Source organism: Solibaculum mannosilyticum (genome assembly GCF_015140235.1).
GTDB lineage: Bacteria > Bacillota > Clostridia > Oscillospirales > Acutalibacteraceae > Solibaculum > Solibaculum mannosilyticum.
In genome coordinates this window covers 911,175-931,231 of the sequence record NZ_AP023321.1, presented here as the reverse complement: position 1 = coordinate 931,231, position 20,057 = coordinate 911,175, and the positions used below count along the sequence as shown (strand labels likewise).

At 48.8% G+C, this 20,057-nt stretch carries 22 protein-coding genes; 4 read left to right on the top strand and 18 right to left on the bottom strand.

The genetic code is table 11. The features are described 5' to 3' along the window. Window positions 1-97 precede the first annotated feature (97 nt). The 10 genes from C12CBH8_RS04365 to C12CBH8_RS04320 form a co-directional block, all read right to left on the bottom strand. Window positions 98-586: a zinc ribbon domain-containing protein gene (locus tag C12CBH8_RS04365; RefSeq protein ID WP_090267353.1), complete on the bottom strand. Its 489-nt coding sequence runs from the start codon at window positions 584-586 to the stop codon at window positions 98-100. A gap of 158 nt (window positions 587-744) precedes the next feature. Continuing rightward, window positions 745-1,698, bottom strand: coding sequence for a uridine kinase family protein (locus C12CBH8_RS04360; RefSeq protein WP_215533624.1), 954 nt, complete (start codon window positions 1,696-1,698; stop codon window positions 745-747). After that, complete coding sequence (hemZ, locus tag C12CBH8_RS04355) at window positions 1,661-3,148, bottom strand: coproporphyrinogen dehydrogenase HemZ (RefSeq protein ID WP_090267356.1); 1,488 nt, start codon at window positions 3,146-3,148, stop codon at window positions 1,661-1,663. The genes C12CBH8_RS04360 and hemZ overlap by 38 nt, the downstream gene beginning before the upstream one ends. Beyond that, window positions 3,132-3,767 carry an MBL fold metallo-hydrolase gene (locus tag C12CBH8_RS04350; RefSeq protein WP_171846463.1) on the bottom strand — a complete coding sequence of 212 codons (636 nt, stop codon included), beginning with the start codon at window positions 3,765-3,767 and terminating at the stop codon, window positions 3,132-3,134. The genes hemZ and C12CBH8_RS04350 overlap by 17 nt, the downstream gene beginning before the upstream one ends. Window positions 3,768-3,791: 24 nt before the next feature. Then, window positions 3,792-4,280, bottom strand: a complete 489-nt coding sequence (locus C12CBH8_RS04345) for an NUDIX hydrolase (RefSeq protein ID WP_090267362.1) — start codon at window positions 4,278-4,280, stop codon at window positions 3,792-3,794. A 37-nt stretch (window positions 4,281-4,317) separates the two neighbouring features. Beyond that, window positions 4,318-4,770 carry a D-aminoacyl-tRNA deacylase gene (gene dtd, locus C12CBH8_RS04340; protein ID WP_215533623.1) on the bottom strand — a complete coding sequence of 151 codons (453 nt, stop codon included), beginning with the start codon at window positions 4,768-4,770 and terminating at the stop codon, window positions 4,318-4,320. 9 nt (window positions 4,771-4,779) lie between these two features. Then, window positions 4,780-6,954 (bottom strand): RelA/SpoT family protein, encoded by a 2,175-nt coding sequence (locus C12CBH8_RS04335; protein WP_215533622.1) that lies wholly within the window; start codon window positions 6,952-6,954, stop codon window positions 4,780-4,782. A gap of 6 nt (window positions 6,955-6,960) precedes the next feature. After that, a complete protein-coding gene (gene recJ / locus C12CBH8_RS04330; RefSeq protein ID WP_215533621.1) occupies window positions 6,961-9,009 on the bottom strand; it encodes a single-stranded-DNA-specific exonuclease RecJ in 2,049 nt (682 codons plus the stop codon). A gap of 175 nt (window positions 9,010-9,184) precedes the next feature. Continuing rightward, on the bottom strand, window positions 9,185-10,288 hold the full coding sequence (locus C12CBH8_RS04325; protein WP_215533620.1) for a glycosyltransferase family 4 protein: 1,104 nt from the start codon (window positions 10,286-10,288) through the stop codon (window positions 9,185-9,187). Window positions 10,289-10,300: 12 nt separating this feature from the next. Then, on the bottom strand, window positions 10,301-10,939 hold the full coding sequence (locus C12CBH8_RS04320) for a sugar transferase (RefSeq protein WP_141682417.1): 639 nt from the start codon (window positions 10,937-10,939) through the stop codon (window positions 10,301-10,303). 398 nt (window positions 10,940-11,337) lie between these two features. On the opposite strand from C12CBH8_RS04320, the gene C12CBH8_RS04315 reads away from it, so the two are divergent. Then, entirely contained in the window at window positions 11,338-11,865 is a 528-nt protein-coding gene (locus tag C12CBH8_RS04315; protein WP_215533619.1) for a PadR family transcriptional regulator, read from the top strand. A 1-nt stretch (window position 11,866) separates the two neighbouring features. Next, window positions 11,867-12,283 (top strand): YjdF family protein, encoded by a 417-nt coding sequence (locus tag C12CBH8_RS04310; protein WP_099323382.1) that lies wholly within the window; start codon window positions 11,867-11,869, stop codon window positions 12,281-12,283. A gap of 79 nt (window positions 12,284-12,362) precedes the next feature. On the opposite strand, the gene C12CBH8_RS04305 is transcribed toward C12CBH8_RS04310, so the two are convergent. After that, window positions 12,363-13,703 (bottom strand): glycoside hydrolase family 10-like protein, encoded by a 1,341-nt coding sequence (locus C12CBH8_RS04305; RefSeq protein WP_215533618.1) that lies wholly within the window; start codon window positions 13,701-13,703, stop codon window positions 12,363-12,365. A 108-nt stretch (window positions 13,704-13,811) separates the two neighbouring features. On the opposite strand from C12CBH8_RS04305, the gene C12CBH8_RS04300 reads away from it, so the two are divergent. Together C12CBH8_RS04300 and C12CBH8_RS04295 are read left to right on the top strand one after the other, a co-directional pair. Beyond that, window positions 13,812-14,168, top strand: a complete 357-nt coding sequence (locus C12CBH8_RS04300; protein WP_171846467.1) for a zinc ribbon domain-containing protein — start codon at window positions 13,812-13,814, stop codon at window positions 14,166-14,168. 5 nt (window positions 14,169-14,173) lie between these two features. Continuing rightward, complete coding sequence (locus C12CBH8_RS04295) at window positions 14,174-14,461, top strand: DUF1294 domain-containing protein (RefSeq protein ID WP_090267387.1); 288 nt, start codon at window positions 14,174-14,176, stop codon at window positions 14,459-14,461. A 64-nt stretch (window positions 14,462-14,525) separates the two neighbouring features. On the opposite strand, the gene C12CBH8_RS04290 is transcribed toward C12CBH8_RS04295, so the two are convergent. The 7 genes from C12CBH8_RS04290 to C12CBH8_RS04260 all read right to left on the bottom strand — a co-directional run bounded on the left by C12CBH8_RS04290 (window position 14,526) and on the right by C12CBH8_RS04260 (window position 20,057). Then, complete coding sequence (locus C12CBH8_RS04290; protein ID WP_090267390.1) at window positions 14,526-15,005, bottom strand: S-ribosylhomocysteine lyase; 480 nt, start codon at window positions 15,003-15,005, stop codon at window positions 14,526-14,528. Window positions 15,006-15,129: 124 nt separating this feature from the next. Then, window positions 15,130-16,776 carry an AMP-binding protein gene (locus C12CBH8_RS04285; protein WP_171846469.1) on the bottom strand — a complete coding sequence of 549 codons (1,647 nt, stop codon included), beginning with the start codon at window positions 16,774-16,776 and terminating at the stop codon, window positions 15,130-15,132. Beyond that, window positions 16,770-17,363, bottom strand: coding sequence for a helix-turn-helix domain-containing protein (locus C12CBH8_RS04280; protein WP_090267392.1), 594 nt, complete (start codon window positions 17,361-17,363; stop codon window positions 16,770-16,772). Before C12CBH8_RS04280 ends, C12CBH8_RS04285 begins: the two co-directional genes overlap by 7 nt. Before the next feature lie 408 nt (window positions 17,364-17,771). Beyond that, window positions 17,772-18,179 (bottom strand): DUF3795 domain-containing protein, encoded by a 408-nt coding sequence (locus C12CBH8_RS04275; protein WP_099323385.1) that lies wholly within the window; start codon window positions 18,177-18,179, stop codon window positions 17,772-17,774. A gap of 74 nt (window positions 18,180-18,253) precedes the next feature. Then, the gene (locus C12CBH8_RS04270) at window positions 18,254-18,901 is read right to left on the bottom strand and encodes an HAD family hydrolase (RefSeq protein WP_215533617.1); all 648 of its coding nucleotides are present in this window, start codon (window positions 18,899-18,901) and stop codon (window positions 18,254-18,256) included. 12 nt (window positions 18,902-18,913) lie between these two features. Beyond that, entirely contained in the window at window positions 18,914-19,129 is a 216-nt protein-coding gene (locus tag C12CBH8_RS04265; protein WP_215533616.1) for a DUF3006 domain-containing protein, read from the bottom strand. Between the two features lie 4 nt (window positions 19,130-19,133). Then, window positions 19,134-20,057 (bottom strand): ComEC/Rec2 family competence protein, encoded by a 924-nt coding sequence (locus C12CBH8_RS04260; protein ID WP_215533615.1) that lies wholly within the window; start codon window positions 20,055-20,057, stop codon window positions 19,134-19,136.

The following is a 20,057-nucleotide window of genomic DNA, read 5'->3' as shown; positions in this document are numbered from 1 at the left end:
CAGGGCCGGGTTCCTTTTTTACGGAAGAATCAAAAAAAGAAGCCGGACAGTAAAAATTACTGTCCGGCTTCTTTTAGACCTAAAAGCCTCTACCGTATTACTGAGGCATATCATCTTCATCATTAGGATTGCTGACCGTCGGGTCAATGGGATCAACCGGAGGTTGCCAATCACTGGGTTCTTCCGATTTCTCTTCCTGGATGGGATCCTCTTTCTTCTCCTCTTTACCCACTAACTTTGTACCACACTTACTGCAAAAAATAGCTTCTTTTGGGCTGACAGCTTTACAAGTAGGGCACTGAACAACATTTCTCAATTCATAAATGCGCTCGTTGATCTCACCCAGCTTCTCATACATCTCATCGATTTCTTCAACCTTTTTCTGGATCAGCTCATGATCCACTCCACCTGCTTTAGAAGCATTGTAAACCATCTTACCCAGAGCTTCAAATCGATCTGCAATTTCACTGCTCTGCCTAGCTGCCGCGATCTTCAGCTTAGAGATCTCGACCCATTCACCGGTCTTCTCTCCAGCCACATCAACAGCACTTTTTACTTTTATAAAAGCATCTTCAAAGATAGCCATTGCAAAAACTCCTTTCTTATGTGCAACGATAAAACAATCATCCTTTGGTTAGATTATATCTTGCGTGCCATGAGATTGCAAGGTGTTTTATAAAAATAGCCGCAAATGTACAAGCTACATCCACGGCTATTTTCTCATCTAGTCCAAACGGCAGGAAATCATAGATATTTTCCACCGCCCGTGAATTCTCGGATCATGGAACTCTGTGGCACAAGTTCCACAGAGATTTTTTCAAATCGACTTAACGCATCCATGAGAGATACCGCCTTCCCATAATGGGGATCTGTCACATTCATCTGTTGGACTAAGGGCATCATCAGCTCCCGGTACACGCATGGTTCAAAACAATGGAAGGAATCAACGATGATATCCGAGTGATCCTTATATGGGAAAAGATAGAGATCCTCTCCCCTGCACACCTGTTTCCACATAGAGAATGTCCTAGAGAGATCGGCATTCCGGAACCGGTAATCCCGGAGCATCCGGCGCAAAAGGCGGGTATCACGGGCAGTCAAAACAACATCCCCTTTTGCATCCACATACGGCGTCTCCACACTGATATACAGTCTGATTAAACATCCTTTGTCCTTCAGCGCGCCAATGACAATGGGATTGAGGGCATGGATCCCCTCCAGAATGATGATATCTTCTTTGCCCAGTTCAATCAAGTTGCTGTGATCCGCCGGACTCCCCTTCTCAAAATCATAAATCGGGAAATAAGCCCGCCCCTCATCCAGAAGCTGAATAAGGTTTTCCTGAAGACGTTCATAGTCCAATGCCTCTACCGATTCATAGTCATAGGATCCATCTTCCAACCTAGGCGCTTTTCCTACCCCACGGTAAAAGTTATCCAAAGACACTACAAATGCGTTCCTGCCGCAATTCTGGATGGCCTCAGCCAGCATATGAGCGGTGGTAGTCTTACCGGAACCCGATGGTCCTGCCAGCATTACTACCCGACAGCAGCTTTGCCCATTTGTAAAATCGGCAGCCAATTGATCCAGTACATTGCGATAGCTGGCATCGTCGTTGGCGATGAGTTTGGCGCTGTCTAAAATGGCTAGGGCATTGATGTCATCCAGGCAGTTGACTGCATTTGCCATATTTCTCATAAAACGGACACACCTTCTTCTTCCTAGCTAGGATTTCGTCAAAGCGGTCGATATATTCATAAGCAAACTTAAAATTAAAGATCCGTTCGATATAAGGACCATCCGGCTGCTTGAGCTTGGTGACGCCTGCCGCTCCCGCCGCCAGAATGGTATGAGTCTCATCCATAATATACACGTTATAGTATCCCTCATATCCTGGTTTGCTCCAGCCGATGTTTTCCAAATTGCCGATGGTCCGGCTTTGGCGATAGAGATAATAAGGGGTATATCCATTGCGAACCAGGTTTTGCTGCACGCAAGCGAGCATTGCCTCCACCTCGTCGGCCCGGGCATAATCGTCCTGGCCAAACTGGTTCAGATAGGAAGAGCGTTTGAGAGCCAATGTATGCACGGTAATACTGGGCGGATCCAATTCCAAAACTTGACGGATGGTATCGGCAAATTTCCGGGCATCGTCGCCAGGCAATCCGGCAATGAGGTCCATATTGATATTGGTAAATCCAACCTCTTTTGCCATAGCATAAGCGTCCCGGACTTGTGCTACCGTATGGCGGCGTCCGATGCGCTCCAGAACGTCGTCCTGCATGGTCTGAGGATTGATGCTGATGCGAGTGACGCCCAGATCCTTCATAACCTGTAGCTTTTCCCTGGTGATGGTGTCGGGACGTCCCGCTTCCACGGTAAATTCCCGTACAAAGGATAAATCAAAGGATCGATTGACCGCCTGGATCAAAAAAGACAATTGTTCCGCCGATAGAATGGTAGGCGTCCCACCGCCAAAATAGATGGTTTCAAGGCGCAGTCCCAACTGCTTTGCCACCCGGCCGGTTTCCTCGATCTCCTTGGCCAACAGTTCCACGTACTTTGGCAGCAGATGTCCCGACTTTTCCACCCACATGGATACAAAAGAGCAGTAAGCGCATCGGCTGGGACAAAAGGGAATGGATACATAAAGGCTAAAGGAGTCCTGACGCGAAAGCTGTAAAATGGAGTCCTCTTTCCGGACGGTATCTATCGCCAAATTTGTCTTTTCTTCCGATACCAAAAGGTCCTCTGTAAAGGTGCGTCTAGCTTCCGCTTCGCCTTCCTCGTTCATCAGGCGGCGCATCAGCTTGATGGGCCGGACTCCAGTCAGCACCCCCCACTTGGGAGTAAAGCGGCACACTTTGGCTAAAATCCCAAAAAGCAACTGCGCCATGACCAATTCACACCGGTTGTCATAATCGGCATGGTGGTTGGGCACCTCTGCTTTTGAGCGCTCATTGGTAATATATGCGCGGTACTCCACAAAAAGTTCCGTTTTATCCTCCCCACGGCGTAAGGAGGTGGTCACCACCACTTCATCCTCAGCCGGTTCATGCACCACTTTAATAGCGTCATGCGGGAAAAAGAGGCGGCACAGGTTTTCCATTTCATAATGGAACCCATGCCCATCAATCAAAAGAGTCATAATCCACCTGGTTCATATAAGAATTGTGTCTGCGTTCCGCTTCTAACGTCGTCTCCGGGCCATGTCCCGGGAAAACCCGATAATCCCCGGGCAGCTTCTTAAGCTTCTGCAAAGACTGAAGCAATGTGGGATAACTTCCTCCCGGCAGATCGGTACGGCCTACATCCCCTTGGAACAAAATATCTCCGCTAAAGATGACGTCGCCACATATATAGCAACAATCGCCTCGGCTATGTCCTGGAGTATAAAGCGCCTTGACCGTCAAACTTCCCACCGACAGGGTATCCCCATCCTCCAGCAGCACGTCCGGCGTCAGAGGGTCCGGGGCCCGGGATCCAAACAGACCCGATACGCTGGCAGACGGATGGATAAGTTCCTCCAAAGCGGCTTTATGCGCCGCCAGCTTAGCTCCGGTGGCAGCTAAGACTTCCCCCGCCGCTGAGATGTGATCAAAATGGGCATGGGTCAACAAGACATAATCCACCTCAAACCCCTTTGCCATACGGATAACCTTCTGAGCCTCAAATCCGGGATCGACGATGGCCATATGATTTGTCTGCTCGTCGATCAAAAAATAACAGTTGGTGAAGCTCCCCAACAAAACCGATTGTATTTTCACTGGGTATCCCTCCATTTCCGCAAGCTAGCAGGAAAACATCAGGCGGAAATATTCATGGCCATAGTTGTAAAATTCCCCTTCACGGACCATTTTCATGATCTTGTCGCTGGAGGCCCACATGACCTCTTCCACCTCTTCTTTTTGCAGTTCAAGACGGCTCACATCAATTTTATCGTGCAAAAGGTAGATGTCGGTAAAGTTCTGGCGGCGTTTCAGCCGTTGCACCAATTCAAACTGGGACGGCATTGTATGAAGCCCCAATTCCTCATTGGTCTCCCGCACCGCAGCGTCCAGGCTCTCCTCCCCAGCCATGACCGATCCGCCGGTGATGGCCCAAAGTCCCACCATGGTCTGGACGGTTTTTGCACGCTTCTGAATCAGATATTGACCTCGTTTGTTCTTGACCCAAATATGGACAACCAGATGAAACGTCCCCGATGGAATGGGTCTCCCCCGCACCATCGTGCGTCCTGTTTTACGGGCCTGGCTATCCAGGAGATCCCATAGCTCCATGGTTATCCACTCCTTCGTCTTTTCCTGATTTTCTTTATTACTTTAATTGATCGGTGTCCAAAACAATGGTGACAGGACCGTCGTTGAGCAAACTCACTTTCATATCAGCTCCGAAACGCCCTGTCTCCACCTTTCGTATCCCGTGCTGCAACAGAAGGTTTACAAACGTTTGATATAGCTGATCGGCCTCCTCCGGCTTTGCAGCATCGGTAAAGGAAGGACGCCGTCCTTTTTTACAGTCGGCATACAGGGTAAACTGGGATACCACCAGCGCTTCTCCCTCAATGTCCAGAAGGGATAAATTCATCTTGTCCTGCTCATCGGAAAAGACCCTCAGGCCACTGATCTTGCGGGCCAGAAGTTCCGCTTCCGCCTGGGTGTCCCCATGGGTGACGCCCAGCAAAATAAGAAAGCCCTTCCCGATCTCTCCTACTGTCTCGCAGTCCACTGTGACCGAAGCATTGGTCACTCGTTGCAGTACCGCTCTCATGCCGCCTCCTTACGCCCGTTGGGCCGATACGACGCCCTTGATCTTGGAAAGGCGATTTAAGATGCTACTTACATGCTCCTGTCCGTTGACGCCAATGGTGACGCTCACCACAACCTGTCCCTGCTTATTCTCCTGGGCGTTGATGGCGTGGATCATGATGTGCATCACGGCCAATTGAGAGGTAAGATCGGCCAGCATCCCACGGCGGTTGTTCCCCACTACATTGATATCGCATTTGTATTCGCCCTTGGAATGGCTGTCCCAATGGGCATTGACCCAACGCTCCGGCTCCTCCGCATCACTGAAATTCTCTGGTACATTGGTACAATCCCGCTTGTGGATGGAAACGCCGTATCCCCTGGTGATAAAGCCGACAATATCGTCTCCAGGCAGAGGATTGCAGCACCGGGAGAATTTGACCAGACAATTCTCCAGTCCCTCCACAATGACGCCGCCGTTGTTACGAGGCGATTTGGCTTGTGAAATGGATAAAAGCTCATGAACATCCGGAATATCTTCCGATTTAATGATCTTTTGGTACTCTTCCCGGATGCGCGGCATAATGCGGGAGAGCATAACGCCTCCGTATCCAATGGCCGCGTACAATTCCTCAATGTTGTTGCAGTGCTGACGTTTTGCCAGATCCTCCAGGAACTCTTTCATCTTATCATCCGGCAGATGGATGCCGTTGCGGTTGAATTCCCGCTCCAGCTCGGTCCTGCCCTCGATGATGTTCTCCTCCCGCCGTTCTTTCTTGAACCACTGGCGGATCTTGTTGCGGGCCTGGCCGGTTTGGACAATTTTTAGCCAGTCTCGGCTTGGGCCGTGTCCTGGAGATGAGGTAGTAAGAACTTCCACAATCTCTCCGGTTTTCACCTTATGGTCAATTGGCACAATACGGCCGTCTACCTTGGCTCCTACCATCCGGTTGCCCACGGCGGTGTGGATGGTATAGGCAAAGTCGATCACCGTAGCGCCGATAGGCATACTGATGACGTCCCCCTTGGGAGTGAAGGCAAAGACCTCTTCCGGCGCCAGGTCAGACTTGATGGAACGGACAATGTCCTCCACATCTTCCACGTCTTTTTGATTCTCCAACATCTGGCGGATCCAGGAAAGACGGTTGTCCCGCTTGTCCTGACCCTTAAGGCCCAATTTGTATTTCCAGTGGGCGGCGATGCCGTATTCAGCCGTGTGATGCATTTCCCAGGTACGGATCTGAACCTCAAACGGAACGCCCCGTTTCCCTATGACGGTGGTGTGCAGCGACTGATACATATTAGGCTTAGGCGTGGAGATATAATCCTTAAACCGGCCGGGTATCGGATGAAAAATATCGTGAATCACACCTAAAATGTTATAGCATTCTGTGAGGGTATCCACAATGATGCGCACAGCATAAATATCATAAATTTCCTCAAAGGCTTTGCCCTGAATGATCATCTTACGATAGATGCCGTTGACGCTCTTAACCCTGCCTTCAATGTAAACATTGGTATAATTGAGCTCTTTCAGACGCGCCATGATCTTTTCTTTGATGGCGTTGAGCAGATCTTCCCGGTCCGCTTTGCGCATGTTGAGATTTTCCTCAATCTCCTGAACGGCAACCGGATCAAGGTAGCGGATGGATAAGTCCTCCAGTTCCTCTTTGACGGCCCGAATTCCGAGGCGATGGGCGATAGGAGCATAGATATCCATAGTCTCCCTCGCCTTATCCCGCCGTTTTTGTTCGGGAAGGTACTGGAGGGTACGCATATTATGCAGACGGTCCGCCAGCTTGATGATGATAACACGGATATCCTCCGACATGGCGAGCAACATTTTCCGGACATTTTCAGCTTGCTGCTCCTCCCTCGAACAATAGGGAACCCGCCCCAATTTTGTGACGCCATCCACCAAAGTAGCCACTTCCGGACCAAACATCTCTTCGATGTCGCTGAGCTTGCACTCGGTATCCTCTACCACGTCATGAAGCAACGCGGCCACGATGGATTCTGTGTCCATCCCCAGCTCCACTAAGATGGTGGCTACTGCTACCGGATGGATAAAATACGGCTCTCCCGATTGACGTTGCTGTCCCTCATGAGCACTTCTTGCGTAACGATACGCCTTTTCAATCATCTCAAAGTTATAGGGACGTTCGGTCTTTTTCATTTTCTCAATCAGCATGTTTAACGCTTCCATGACCGCTCACCTCACTTCTGCATGGTTTTTCATCTGGTTCAAAATAATCGATTGATTTAAATCCACCTTTTGATCAGCCGGATTCATCTGTACTTCCAGGATATCACCTGAAAGCGAATGGTTCAACAATCCCATCTCGTCCAGGACGTCCAACGCCACCAACAACGTCGCACAGTGGATGCCTTCCAGACGGTTCCACAGAATATCGCAGGGGCCGTAGAATTGTCCTATAGCCCGCAGACAACGGTAAATCTTGGCCATCTGCTCCCTTTTGGGATACAGGACCATCCACTGTTCTTTTGCCATCTCTTCACCGCGTCGATAGCGCTCGTACACTCGTTTTTGTTCCAAATAGGCTACTACATCCAAGCCGTGATGACGGATGTCTTTGACAAACACCGATAAACTCACATCACCGCGGTATTGGTTCTCCTCCAGTTGGACGGCCGCATCCAGTACCTCTCCCACCTGATAAGGGAACCGGTCGAATTCTTCGCGGAACTGCACGGCCGATACGGTGTGCCCATCCCGGGATAAGAGCATACGTACATGTTTGCCTCCGCCCAAAGGTTGGACTTCCTCCAGACGCATAGAGCATAATCCGAACACCGGTTTGGGATTGCCTGAACCGAAGGGTTCCAGCATGGACAAATCCCGGATGGCCTCGATGGACAGCGCCGACGGCCTCAATCGGCAATCCAGTTTTAATTCTGGAATGGGAAATGGCTCTATACTAGCCGCATAGTCGTTGACAGCTTGCCGGAAGGACTCCACTTGATCGACCTTTAATGTCATTCCTGCCGCCATGGTGTGTCCACCAAAGCGGAGAAGATACTGGCTGCTTTGATCCAAAGCCCTGTAAAGTGAAAATCCAGCAATGCTGCGGCCTGAACCTTGGGCGGTATCCCCTTCTATGGACAAGAGGATACACGGCCGGCCATATTGCTCCACTAGTCGGGATGCCACAATGCCGATAACTCCTTTGTGCCATCCTTGCCCGGCCAAAACAATGACCCGATCCAAGGCACGTTCCGGCTCTTTGGTAAGCATCTCCTGCACCTCAAGGGAAATTTCCCCTTCAATCTGCTGGCGCTTACGATTGGCATCCTCGAGCTGAAAGGCTAACCCTTCGGCTTCCTCTTCGTCCTCCGCCAGCAGCAGACGCGCCGCCAGCTTAGGAGAATCCACTCGTCCGGCGGCGTTGATGCGGGGAGCTAAAATAAACGCTACATTCGCTCCGGTCAACTCCCGTCCACCGAGGCCTGCAGCGTCCAGCATTGCCTGGATCCCGAATCGGCTACCCTGTGTCAGATCCTTCAGGCCCCGGCCCACCAACGCCCGGTTTTCTCCTGTGAGAGGCACCACATCCCCAATGGTACCGATACAAATGAGATCGGCATACTGATCGAGAGCCATAGAAGGATCTTCGCCCTCCAAAGCCTGTACCAGTTTAAACGCCACCCCTACGCCGGCAAAATCCTTGAATGGACTGGGACAGTCTATCCGATGGGGATCCACCACTGCAACTGCTTGTGGCAATACATCCCCCGGCTGATGATGATCGGTAATGACCACATCGATGCCTAGGGATGACGCATAGGCTACCTCATCCAGGGCTGAAATGCCGTTGTCCACTGTGACGATGAGCGATACCCCCTGTTCATGAAGGGCATCGATGGAAGAAGCGTGAAGGCCATATCCTTCTCCTTCCCGTTCGGGAATGTAGTAAAGCACGTCGGCTTCACGGGACGACAAATATTGATACAACAGAGCAGTGGCTGTCACGCCGTCCGCATCGTAATCGCCATAAACAGCAATGCGTTCAAATTGATCCAGAGCGCGCTCAATACGCTGGACTGCTTTGTCCATATCCAGAAGAGTAAACGGATCACACAAATCTGCCTGACAGGTTAAATACTGCCCAGCCTTTTGTGCATCGGTAAAGCCGCGTTCGGCTAGAAGGATGCTGAGGATCTCCGAAAACTGGCTGGATCCATACAACTCCTTGGCTATTTGTTTATTATAACCGGCTAAAACCCATTTTTTGCGGCTCAAGTAAACCCGTCCTCTCAAATTCCTATTTTTTCATTTTATCATTTTTGCCGCTATAATACAATAGTCAGTTCCAGACTCTGGAAATTGTCCTTCTCCTCAAATGTGGAGAAAAAGCTGATCCCCTTGTTCCACCAATCCGGATCAAGGGGGTCAGCTCACATATCGAATCTTCTTTTTAAATCTCCATAAAAGAAAGCATTTCTCGATTGATAATACGCACATCAAAACGGCGTTTGCAAAGCTCATACCCCGCTTCGCCCATCTTGATGCATTCCTCTGGATGCCTCATCATCCACAGCATCTTTTCCGCCAGATCTTTGGCATCCTTCGGTTTGACAAACAGGCCGTTAACCTGATCCTCTACCGCCTCTCGACAGCCCACCGTATCCGTAGTCAGGATCGGACGACCCATCGCCAAAGCTTCCAACAATGTCCTCGGGATGCCTTCCCGGTAATAAGACGGTAACACAAAAAAACGGGCCTGCGATTGGTACTTGGCCACATCATTGGTCTCCGGAATGTACTCCACAATACCAGCCTCAATGTAGGGAACAAGCTGCTCCATCTTCACGGAATAACTGGTTTGATCGATGGCGCCGATGTAAGTGAATTTTGCTTCGGGTTCCACCTCTTTGACCATTTTGGCCGCCTCGAAATACTCCAACACTCCCTTTTGTTTTAGGACGCGGGATACCATTAAAAAGTGATTGTCCTCCGGTAAAGCATTGCGCTTAAAGATCTCCAAATTGACGCCGCTTCCGTCTACAAGGCAACACTTTTCCCTTTTTAAATAATGACGTTTCACAAAATCTGTAATATCATCTTTGTTTTGAAAAATAACTCTTTTGTTAAAATGAAAAGCCAGCCGGTATCCCATTCCACAAATGGCGCGCAACAACTTTGTCTTTGCACTGTCTACCGCATAAAGGTATCCTAGCCCTGTCACCATGGAATAGATCTCCGGAACTTTTGCCAGTTTCGCCGCCAATGATCCAAAGATCACCGGCTTTATCGTATAAGAAAAGACCTTATCCGGCCTTTCCTCCTTCATAATCCGTTTGAGATTGGTCATATAAGAAAGGCTGCCAAACACCGACAACGAATTCTTTTCCAAATGAATTAATCTTTGTTTCGCTCCCAGTTTTTCAAAAACCGTTTCGTATCCTGATTCCGGTACAGCTACCACCACTTCACAACCGTGCTTTACCATATCCCGAATCAAATCGCCCCGGAAGTTGATAAACGTACTGGTTTTTGGGGCAATCATTAATACCTTCATAGTACCACTGCCTTATACTGCAATCAGATCTTCTCCTGTTTCCTTTCTATTTTGGCGCTCCAGGGCTACCAGTTCCTCATGGATGCCGCTTTTGGGAAGATCCGCTCCCTCTTTGGTAAACAAGGCTTTCATGGTTAGGAAAAACACCTTGAGATCCATTCCAAAAGATAGATGATCCACATATTCTAAATCATAACTGATTTTTTCCTGAACAGGAATGTTATTGCGTCCTTTACACTGGGCTAAACCTGTGATACCAGGCAAAACATCTACCCTATGCTTCTGTTCTTCATTGAATCGTTCATAATAGTCGGGGATCCACGGCCTTGGGCCGATAAAGGACATGTCCCCCTTTAGGACATTGAAAAGCTGGGGCAATTCATCCAGGGAAGTTTTACGCAAGATTTTACCCAGTTTTGTGTATTTATTCTCTTGTTTAAAATCATAAATGTCGTTGGACGCCACCATACTTCGGAATTTATACATGTGAAACACCTTGCCGTGCAAACCCGTCCGGTTCTGGACAAAAATTGGAGAACCGCTGCTTTCCAGATGTATCAACACATATAAAATCCCCATTGGCACAAGGGTTAAAAGCACCAAGAAGAAAGCAAGAGCAAAATCCAAACATCTTTTTACAATCCTATACATCAGTACCTGCCCCTTTAGACGCTAAAACCAGGAATTAGTTTCTTTTTTAAAAAGCACCGTCCGACCGCAAGAATGCTTTCTTTTCTTCTTTGCGTTCCGTAAAAAGATAAAATAGATCTTTTTACCAGGAAATCTATTTTACTTATTTACCTGATGGAATCAATTTCTTTAACATCCTCCATATTATCACATTTTCTTCTGCTTGTCAAAGCCAAATTTGTCTTATTTTCTCAAATACCTTACCAAAATCAGGTGTTTTCTTTTACAATAATGCCTACATTTTTCTTTCGTCTTAATAAAGTCTTAATGGTATTCTCTTCCCCAAAACTCTAGGAGGGATTGACTATTACTATAAATTATAGTAATATATTTTATAGTAATAGGGGGAGGAAATGTTTATGTCATCCATTGATTTGGTCATACTTGGTATGCTACTAGAGAAACCGCAAAGCGCTTATGAAATTCAAAAGGATATCGAATACCATCACTTTTCCAGATGGACAAAAATCAGCATTCCTTCTATCTATAAAAAGGTTCATCAGCTGAAGGAAAAAGGATATTTGAAAAGCCAAGTGAAAAAGGGAAGTAAATTTACAAAAAAAGCAGTATATTCCATCACCGACGAAGGAAAATCCTGTTTCTTCCAGCTGATGAAGGACTGTGTCGATCAACCTGTATCTTTTGTCTTTGATTTTAATGTGGTCATCACCAATTTGAATAAAATAGAAAAAGACAAAGCTTTGGAACTTATAGATGAACTTCGGAATCGAATCACTTCCTCATCGCAGGAGAATCGTCAGTACGCCGATCTCTATAGGGACATCCCCCTAGTTGGTAAAACGGTATTTAAACAACAGCAGCTGCTTTACAATTCCCTTTTACAATGGCTCGACGATTTCGAGACACAATTTAAATTGGGCGGATAGTATGAATGTTTCCAGCAAATTGACAATCCTCTTTGAACAGCCTTTTTGGATTGGGATCTACGAACGCACCTTTTGCGGTAACTATGAAGTATGTAAAATCACATTTGGGTCTGAACCCAAGGATTATCAAGTGTATGATTTTTTACTGCGTCATTGGGGTGATCTGAATTTTAGTCCGCCCATCCAGGCGGACGTTGCGCAACAGCGGCACTCCAATCCCAAACGGATACAGCGGGAAATCCACAGCCAACTCCAGGAGAGAGGCATAGGGACCAAAGCTCAACAAGCGTTAAAACTCCAGCACGAACAAGGGAAATTTCAGAGAAAGTCCAAAAGCCGAGAAGACAAAGAGGCTGAAAAACAACGTCAATATAAGATAAGGCAGGAGAAGAAAAAGAAAAAACACAAAGGCCATTAGATTTCTTATTTGATACACGTAAAGTGTAAACGTTGAATAAACCCCCGTCCAAAATAATGGACGGGGGTTTTGTTAAAATCTATTGCTGTGCAAACAGTGCTTTTACCGATTCCATCTCTTGCTTTCGGATCTCCCCTGGCGCCGGATCAAATACCGCGTCGTAATGGAAGAGTATCATCCCGCCATAGCCAGCCAGCTGTCGGGACGCCTCAATTTCTCGGCATAGAATATCGCTGTTTTGCTGCCATTCCTCTTTCCCCTCTTTGGCATAGATGTCCTCTTCCCCAGTCTTATAGGCTGCAAGGCCAATGTAGAGCTTCACGTTGGGAGAGGTCACCAGCTTGCTCCATTGATCAGCCATTTGTTCAAACGGCATACTGCTGTTTTGAAACCCATAATAAAGCTGGGGGCAAAGATAGTCCACATATCCCTCTTCACTCCCCCACTTGGCTGCATCTACAAATTTTGCCGCATAATTGTTATCGATGTTCCCGGCCGGACTGATGCCAAACAGACAATCGCTTTTGGCTGCTTTAACGGTGTCATGCACCAGTTTAACCATATCGTTTACTTGCTGACGTCGCCAATCATCCCGGGACAAATCCCCTCCGCCCTGCTGATAGGCTTCATACTGTGCTGCATCGCTTTCGCCAAAATCATCGGGATAAAAATAGTCGTCAAAATGGATGCCGTCCACTCCATATTTCTGGACGATTTCTGCCGCACCATTGGCAATGAGCTGTTTGACTCCATCCATAGCCGGATTAAAATAACGCCCGCTGGGTAACTCTACCACTAGGCCGTCCTGTACCCATTGGTTATATGGCCCTTCGGACGCCAAAGCAGGAGGCTGCGTCCCGCCCTCGATATTGACTTGGATGCGGTAAGGATTGATCCAGGCATGAATGGCAAGTCCGTTTGCCCTAGCGCTTTCTACCGCTATCGCCAAAGGGTCAAACCCTGGATCTTTCCCTTGTTCCCCCGTCACCAGATCCGACCAGGGGAAATAGTCGGATGGATAAATGGCATCGGCATAGGGCCGCACCTGCAAGAACACCGCATTAAATCCAAAATTTTTAGCGTTTGCCATGATCTCGTCCATCCTGGCTTTGGTACCGTTTTGATCCAGCCCTTTGATTTGAAGATTGGTATAAGAGATCCAAATCCCTCTTAGCTCCTGGGATGGCGTCGCTTGGATGGCCTGGTCCTCCTGCGATGCAGCCGACGACGTCAGCAACGCCGACTGGGGGAACTGGGTATCGATACTCTGTTCATCCCCGCCTGCACCGATAGGCCATGTAGTTCCGCTGGATATTCCTTCGTCCGGCGACGATGGGATTTGTCCCAGCGTCCCGCAGCCGGACAGCACAAGCAGAACACTCAGTAAAACAGCACAGATTCGTATTTCACTTAATTTCATAGCCATTCACTCTCTTTGCAAAAGCATTGACAAACCTTGTCTTTGATTATACTATAAACATAGGTGAAGATTATGTTCTTTTTTGGGAACTTTGGGATCAATCAGAAAATGGAACCTATCGCAAAGGTTACTCTGTCCTGCCCCCACTGCAAAAAGGAGTCGGTGTTTCAGCTTTATCGGGATTACGATAGCTTTGAATTGTTTTTTATCCCGGTGGCTAAATTTCATAAGCACTATCAAGCTTTGTGCTGTAACTGCTCCTCTTTGTTCGCTCTGGACCCTGCGGTGGGCAATGCTTGGCGTCAGGGACACTTTGTCGCTATTGAGGTGCGCCATCTCCGTTCTCTTACTGAGCCGGACAAGGATTTTTGTCCCAGATGCGGCCATCCTCTGCAGAATGATTTCTTGTATTGTCCTCAGTGCGGCTGTTCGGTCGGCGCCCCCCCTTCGCCTGCAAAGGAGTGAGTGCTATGCCTTTCTGGGGTCAGTGTCTTTGCGCTTATCTGGCTGTCATCAGTGTGATAGCTATTGTTGTGACGTGTTATGATAAGATCGTCTCCAAACACCCGGGAGTACGCCGCATTCGGGAGCGGACGTTGCTGCTCGTTTCTGCATTAGGTGGATCGGCTGCTATGCTGGTTACGATGCTTCTCATCCGTCATAAAACGCGAAAACCGAAATTTATGGTGGGAATCCCTTTGATTCTATTTCTCCAGGCGGCATTGGTTGGATTTATCGCTTGGAAAACTGCCTTTTAATTAGAGAAAAAAGCCTGTTGGAAATCAATTTCCAACAGGCTTTTTTCTCTACCGGACTCACACTTTAGTCCGGATATATTAAATGATCCTCTGTGATATTTTCCAGTGTTCCCTCCAGAAAACGCCGGGCTAGATATTTGGCCATAGAAAGGTTCATATCCAGGAAATTCCCGCAGTCTCTGGCAGCGGCTCCCGGGACTTCTCCCTCAAAGTCACGGATAAAGGCAAACATCTCTTTCACCAAAGGGACGATGTCGGCTGATTCAAAGTCTCCTGCCAAAAGCAAATAAAATCCTGTCCGGCAGCCCATGGGACCAAAATACAAAACCTTGGATGCAAACTGAGGATGATTGCGCAGAAATGTGGCTCCCAGATGTTCCATCGTATGAACTTCAGCTGTGTTCATAACCGGCTCAAAGTTCGGACGGGTCATGCGGATATCAAAGGTAGTAACCGTAGTATCTCCGACCTGATCCTTCCTGGAAACATAAATGCCTGGGAGAAGAGTCAGATGGTTGATGGTAAAGCTCGTGATTTTTTCCACAAAAAATGCTCCTTCCTATGGGCGATCAGGATACGGTCAATGGAATACTCTTTTTATTATACCCGAGCCGCAACAATTTATCAAAGCGCCTCTTTCAAAAATACTCCATTGGAGAAGTCCTAAACTATTTCTTATCTGAATCTCGGAGCTGGACACGACGGATCTTGCCGCTGATGGTTTTAGGCAACTCATCTACGAATTCCACTACACGAGGGTATTTGTACGGAGCAGTGGAGTTCTTCACATGATTTTGCAGCTCTTTTTTCAGCTCTTCCGAAGCCGTATACCCTTTAGCCAACACGATGGTGGCTTTGACCACCTGTCCGCGAATGGGATCAGGCACACCGGTGATGGCGCATTCCAGTACCGACGGATGTTCCATCAAGGCGCTTTCGATTTCAAACGGGCCGATGCGATAACCGGACGATTTGATAATATCATCGGTGCGGCCGTCGTACCACAGATAACCGTCCTCATCCCGCCAAGCGGTGTCGCCGGTATGATAAAGCCCGTCATGCCAAACGCGATCGGTCATCTCCTGATTATTATAATACCCCTCAAACAAGCCGTACGGATGGCCATCCCCTACCTTGACGCAGATCTCACCTACCACGCCGTTGTCGGCTCTGGTACCGTCCTCGTTGTAGATGTCCACATCGTATTGAGGGGATGATTTACCCATGGAGCCGGGCTTGGGGATCATGCCCACGGTATTGACCGCCAGAAGGGTACTTTCGGTCTGTCCGAATCCCTCCATCAGGCGCAGGCCGGTGATATTATAAAACTGGGTGTAAACTTCCGGATTCAATGCCTCACCGGCAATACAGGCGTATTCCAAGGAGCTGAGATCAAATTTGGACAAATCCTCCTTGATGAAGAAACGGTAGATGGTAGGAGGCGCACAGAACGTAGTGATATGATATTTGCCAAACAGAGGCAACAATTCTACAGGGGTGAACTTGGTGAAGTCGCACACAAAGATGCTGGCTTCCATAAACCATTGACCGTAGAGCTTACCCCAGGCTGCTTTTCCCCAGCCAGTATCGGACAAGGTAAAATGCAGTCCGTCGGGTTTGACATTCTGCCAATGCTTCGCAGTGAGGATATGGGCCACCGAATACGAATAATTGTGAGTGACCAATTTGGGATAACCGGTGGTCCCGGAGGTAAAATAGCCCAGCATGGTGTCGGTGGACTTTGTTGCCACCCGGTCAAAATGATCGGATGCAGCCTCCACTTCGTCGTCAAAGCTGACCCAGCCGTCCTTCTTTCCCCGGGCCAGGAAGCACACTTCTACGCTGGGGGATTCCGGAAGGGATGCTTCCACATGTTCAGACACTTCACCATCAGCCGTACATACAATGGCCTTAACGCCGGCGGCATTGAATCGATAGACAAAGTCCTTTTTCGTCAGCAGATGGGTCGCCGGGATGGTGATAGCTCCCAATTTGTGCAGGGCCAAAATGGCAAACCAATACTGATAATGGCGCTTGAGCACCAACATCACCTTATCGCCCTTGCCGATGCCGTGAGCTTTTAACACATTAGCCGCCTTGTCGCTGTACCGTTTGAAATCACCGAAGGTAAAGGTGCGTTCCTCCCCCTCGTCGTTGCACCACACCATGGCGCGACGATCCGGTTCCTGCCGTGCGATCTCGTCGATGACGTCGTAAGCAAAATTATAGTCCTCCGGCACAACCGCCTCGAATTTGGACAGGATGCCGTTTTCATCGTAAGTCTCCTTGCAGTAACGCTGATGGATGTTTAGCATGTCTCTGATTCCTTCCCTTCCGGATTTTTGATGACAACTGCGAGAAATACACACTTCTGACCGCCCACTGCAATCATGCCGTGAGGTGTTCCAGAATCGTAGTAAATGGCGTCACCAGGGCCCATAATTTCCGTGTGTCCGTCCACCGACACCTTCAGCTGACCCTCCAGGATGTAATCAAACTCTTGCCCTTCATGGGTGGAAAGCTGAATCGGTTTCTTCTGTTCCTCCTCCAGATAGGGGGCTTCCACATAAAACGGTTCGGCGGTTTTGTTGGCAAAGCTGTAAGCCATGTGTTCATACACAAAGCTCTCACGACGTTTCACATCCAAACCTTTCCCCTTGCGCACCAATGAATATTTCTTGAGACGAGGTGTTTCTCCGGTCATCAATTCCATCAGATCCACACCAAAGCGGCCTGCGCAGTTGTAAAGAAAGGTGACGCTGAAATCCACCTTTCCTTCCTCCCGCTTCTGGTATTCCTCTAAAGAAAGACCGCACACCTGAGCCATTTCCTCCTGGGAAATGTCCATAATATCCCGCAGAGCACGTACCCGCTCCGCAATCTCGGTAATCTTTGTCTCCACCCTGATATGCCTCCTATCGATTTATTTTTACCCGTCCAGGGAATTTTTTGTCTTGTCTAGGTATAAAAAAGACCCGTCCCAACATTGGGACGAGTCATTACCCGCGGTACCACCCAAATTGACACGTCTCAAAGACGCATCCACTCACCAGGCTCCAACAAGCCCTCCGCCTTAACGCAGCTGCTACGGGGGCACCTACCGCCTTACCGGTTGAACAGTAAAGTTTCAGATCCCTGCTCAGGAGGGATAGACTCTCGTTCCGCTTCACCGGCTCACACCGCCCGCCGGCTCTCTTGAGAAGCTAAAAGCGCGCCCTTCTCCATCAATGCATTTACTGAGTTTTAGTATATGTTTTCTGCCGTCATTTGTCAAGGATCAATTTAATCGAATATTTTTCCCCTCATCCCCTCAAAATTTGGCATGGCACTGGCTACACCAGCCGTCGTGGAGAGAAATCACGCCGCCGCAGGAGGGACAGCAATACGCTTTCCTCTGCCGTTCCAGAAAGGCCGATATCCCGTACTGTTTGACAAATCGGCTATTTTCCACAAGGCTTATCCCATATCGTGTACGGTAACTTTTTTCCAGATCCCGTATCCTCTTGCAGGGATATTGGGAACATTCATAACAGTATGAAATCCCTTTATGTTCCACACAGTCTTTGATTTTACATTTACGGCAGTGTCCCGGTTTCCCATCATCGCTTCCAAAGCATCCAGCACAAGGCCGTTTGTGGGCGCAGTGCTTATAACAAATCATGCAATTCATCCCGCAGGGCGCAAAGAATGCAGTCTCGATTTCTTGCGGCATCTTCATTTTGCGCCCCTCCTTTTTGTAGAACAGCAGGGTCTTGTCGGCTTTCTATTCCCTGAGAAAGGCATTCCATTCCCCTACCGTTTTACAACGTCCAACAGTTGGCTGGGACGGCACACAATATGCGATGCGCCTGATTGACGCAGTTCATCTTCGGTTCGAAATCCCCACGTTACGCCGATGCTTTTCAATCCACAATTGAGGGCGGTTTTCATATCTACACCCGAATCCCCTACAAAATAACTTTTATCAGGATCCGCGCCCAGACGGTTCAACACCTCTCTTGGAAGAGCCGGGTCAGGCTTGACAGGAAGTCCTGGACGATTGCCGGCTACCAGATCAAAGAGTCCCGGTTCAAACAGGGCCTTCACCACCTTTTGAGATTGCTCATCTGGCTTATTGGACACCACCGCCAGGAGGAATCCCTGCTCTTTTAGCTGCTTTAACGTCTCCTGAATGCCCTCATATGGACGAGTGCGGTCCAGACTATGGGCCAAATAATAGCTTTTATACTGCTCCCGTATTTTCTGAAACGCCTCCTCTGTGGATCCTTCCGGCAGGATAGCCCAAATGAGTTTATCCATCCCATTGCCCACAAAATAATTGTATTGTTCTTCCGGATGGGGTTCATATCCGTTTTGCTTCAGCACATGGTTGCAGGCATCGGCCAAGTCCCCCAGGGAATTGATGAGCGTTCCATCCAAATCAAACAAGATAGCCTTCATTTGGCGATCCTCCTAGTTCCAAAGTGAGTTCTGCAAATCCAGGATTTCCTGACGGCGGCGCTGAGTCAACTGCCTGTCGATAAGGTAACCGTCCTCTTTTCGGACAAGGCAATCCCCTTCTTTGACACCGGCCGGTAGTTGACTCAGCGGTATCGACTGCATATTCCCTTGCTCATCCTCGCACACCGCCGTGTTTTCCTCGATCCTATCGACGATCAACAAATCCATATCATTACCCTGCCTTCTGGGTCTTAACCGTGACGTTTTTGCCGTCGCTGACAAATACAACTGTACCATTTACGTCGGTGCGGTAAAGCTTGACCCCATGTTCTTCTAAACGGTTGACCGCCTCCTTATGGGGATGTCCATAATCGTTGCCGGCACCGCACATGATGACGCCGTAGCTGGGTGAAACCTCGTCGAGGAAGGCGTCGGACGAAGAGGTCCGGCTGCCGTGATGTCCCACCTTTAGCACGGTGGACTTTAGCTTAGCTCCCGTATCCAAGACGGCTTGTTCCGCTTCCGTTTCCGCATCGCCGGTCAGGAGAAAGGATGTTTTTCCAAACTCCACACGGCTGATCACCGACTCGTTGTTGAGATCGTTAAACGTCCCGGCGGGACCTAAAATCTCCAATGTCGCCTCGCCGATGGAATAAGTATCCCCAATTTCCGCTTTGGTGATCTTGAGCCCTTTGTTGGACACAGCCTCCAACACGTCCTTATAGGTTTTGGTGGTGGGGACGATGGAATCCGGCACCTGCGGCAGGATGACCTTTTCCACGTCAAAGTGATTGATGACGTCGTCCAGCCCGCCGATATGATCCTCATGGGGATGCGTCCCAATGACAAAGTCCAATTTAGTCACCCCGGCATCCTCCAGATACTGTACCACCGCCGGTCCATCGGCATTGTTGCCTGCATCCACCAAAGCGGCGTGTTCTCCATACTGAAGCAGGGTACAGTCAGCCTGCCCTACGTCCACAAAGTGCACGCCCAATTGACCGTCCGGCACATTGGTGGCGTGATCGCTTTCCAAATCCACAGCCGAGAAAATCTCCTGCCACGTGGGGACGTAAAAGGGCAAATCCAATTTTGGCGACGCTGTAATCAGCAAACTGGCCAGCAGTACCACCGCCAACGCGATAGTCGCCGGCAA

Bases quoted from the DNA above. Each gene is read 5' to 3' on its own strand.
- C12CBH8_RS04365 (WP_090267353.1), bottom strand. From the start codon at position 586: ATGGCTATCTTTGAAGATGCTTTTATAAAAGTAAAAAGTGCTGTTGAT.
- C12CBH8_RS04360 (WP_215533624.1), bottom strand. From the start codon at position 1,698: ATGAGAAATATGGCAAATGCAGTCAACTGCCTGGATGACATCAATGCC.
- hemZ (WP_090267356.1), bottom strand. From the start codon at position 3,148: ATGACTCTTTTGATTGATGGGCATGGGTTCCATTATGAAATGGAAAAC.
- C12CBH8_RS04345 (WP_090267362.1), bottom strand. From the start codon at position 4,280: ATGGAGCTATGGGATCTCCTGGATAGCCAGGCCCGTAAAACAGGACGC.
- dtd (WP_215533623.1), bottom strand. From the start codon at position 4,770: ATGAGAGCGGTACTGCAACGAGTGACCAATGCTTCGGTCACAGTGGAC.
- C12CBH8_RS04335 (WP_215533622.1), bottom strand. From the start codon at position 6,954: ATGGAAGCGTTAAACATGCTGATTGAGAAAATGAAAAAGACCGAACGT.
- C12CBH8_RS04325 (WP_215533620.1), bottom strand. From the start codon at position 10,288: ATGAAGGTATTAATGATTGCCCCAAAAACCAGTACGTTTATCAACTTC.
- C12CBH8_RS04320 (WP_141682417.1), bottom strand. From the start codon at position 10,939: ATGTATAGGATTGTAAAAAGATGTTTGGATTTTGCTCTTGCTTTCTTC.
- C12CBH8_RS04315 (WP_215533619.1), top strand. From the start codon at position 11,338: ATGTCATCCATTGATTTGGTCATACTTGGTATGCTACTAGAGAAACCG.
- C12CBH8_RS04310 (WP_099323382.1), top strand. From the start codon at position 11,867: ATGAATGTTTCCAGCAAATTGACAATCCTCTTTGAACAGCCTTTTTGG.
- C12CBH8_RS04305 (WP_215533618.1), bottom strand. From the start codon at position 13,703: ATGAAATTAAGTGAAATACGAATCTGTGCTGTTTTACTGAGTGTTCTG.
- C12CBH8_RS04300 (WP_171846467.1), top strand. From the start codon at position 13,812: ATGGAACCTATCGCAAAGGTTACTCTGTCCTGCCCCCACTGCAAAAAG.
- C12CBH8_RS04295 (WP_090267387.1), top strand. From the start codon at position 14,174: ATGCCTTTCTGGGGTCAGTGTCTTTGCGCTTATCTGGCTGTCATCAGT.
- C12CBH8_RS04285 (WP_171846469.1), bottom strand. From the start codon at position 16,776: ATGCTAAACATCCATCAGCGTTACTGCAAGGAGACTTACGATGAAAAC.
- C12CBH8_RS04275 (WP_099323385.1), bottom strand. From the start codon at position 18,179: ATGAAGATGCCGCAAGAAATCGAGACTGCATTCTTTGCGCCCTGCGGG.
- C12CBH8_RS04270 (WP_215533617.1), bottom strand. From the start codon at position 18,901: ATGAAGGCTATCTTGTTTGATTTGGATGGAACGCTCATCAATTCCCTG.
- C12CBH8_RS04265 (WP_215533616.1), bottom strand. From the start codon at position 19,129: ATGGATTTGTTGATCGTCGATAGGATCGAGGAAAACACGGCGGTGTGC.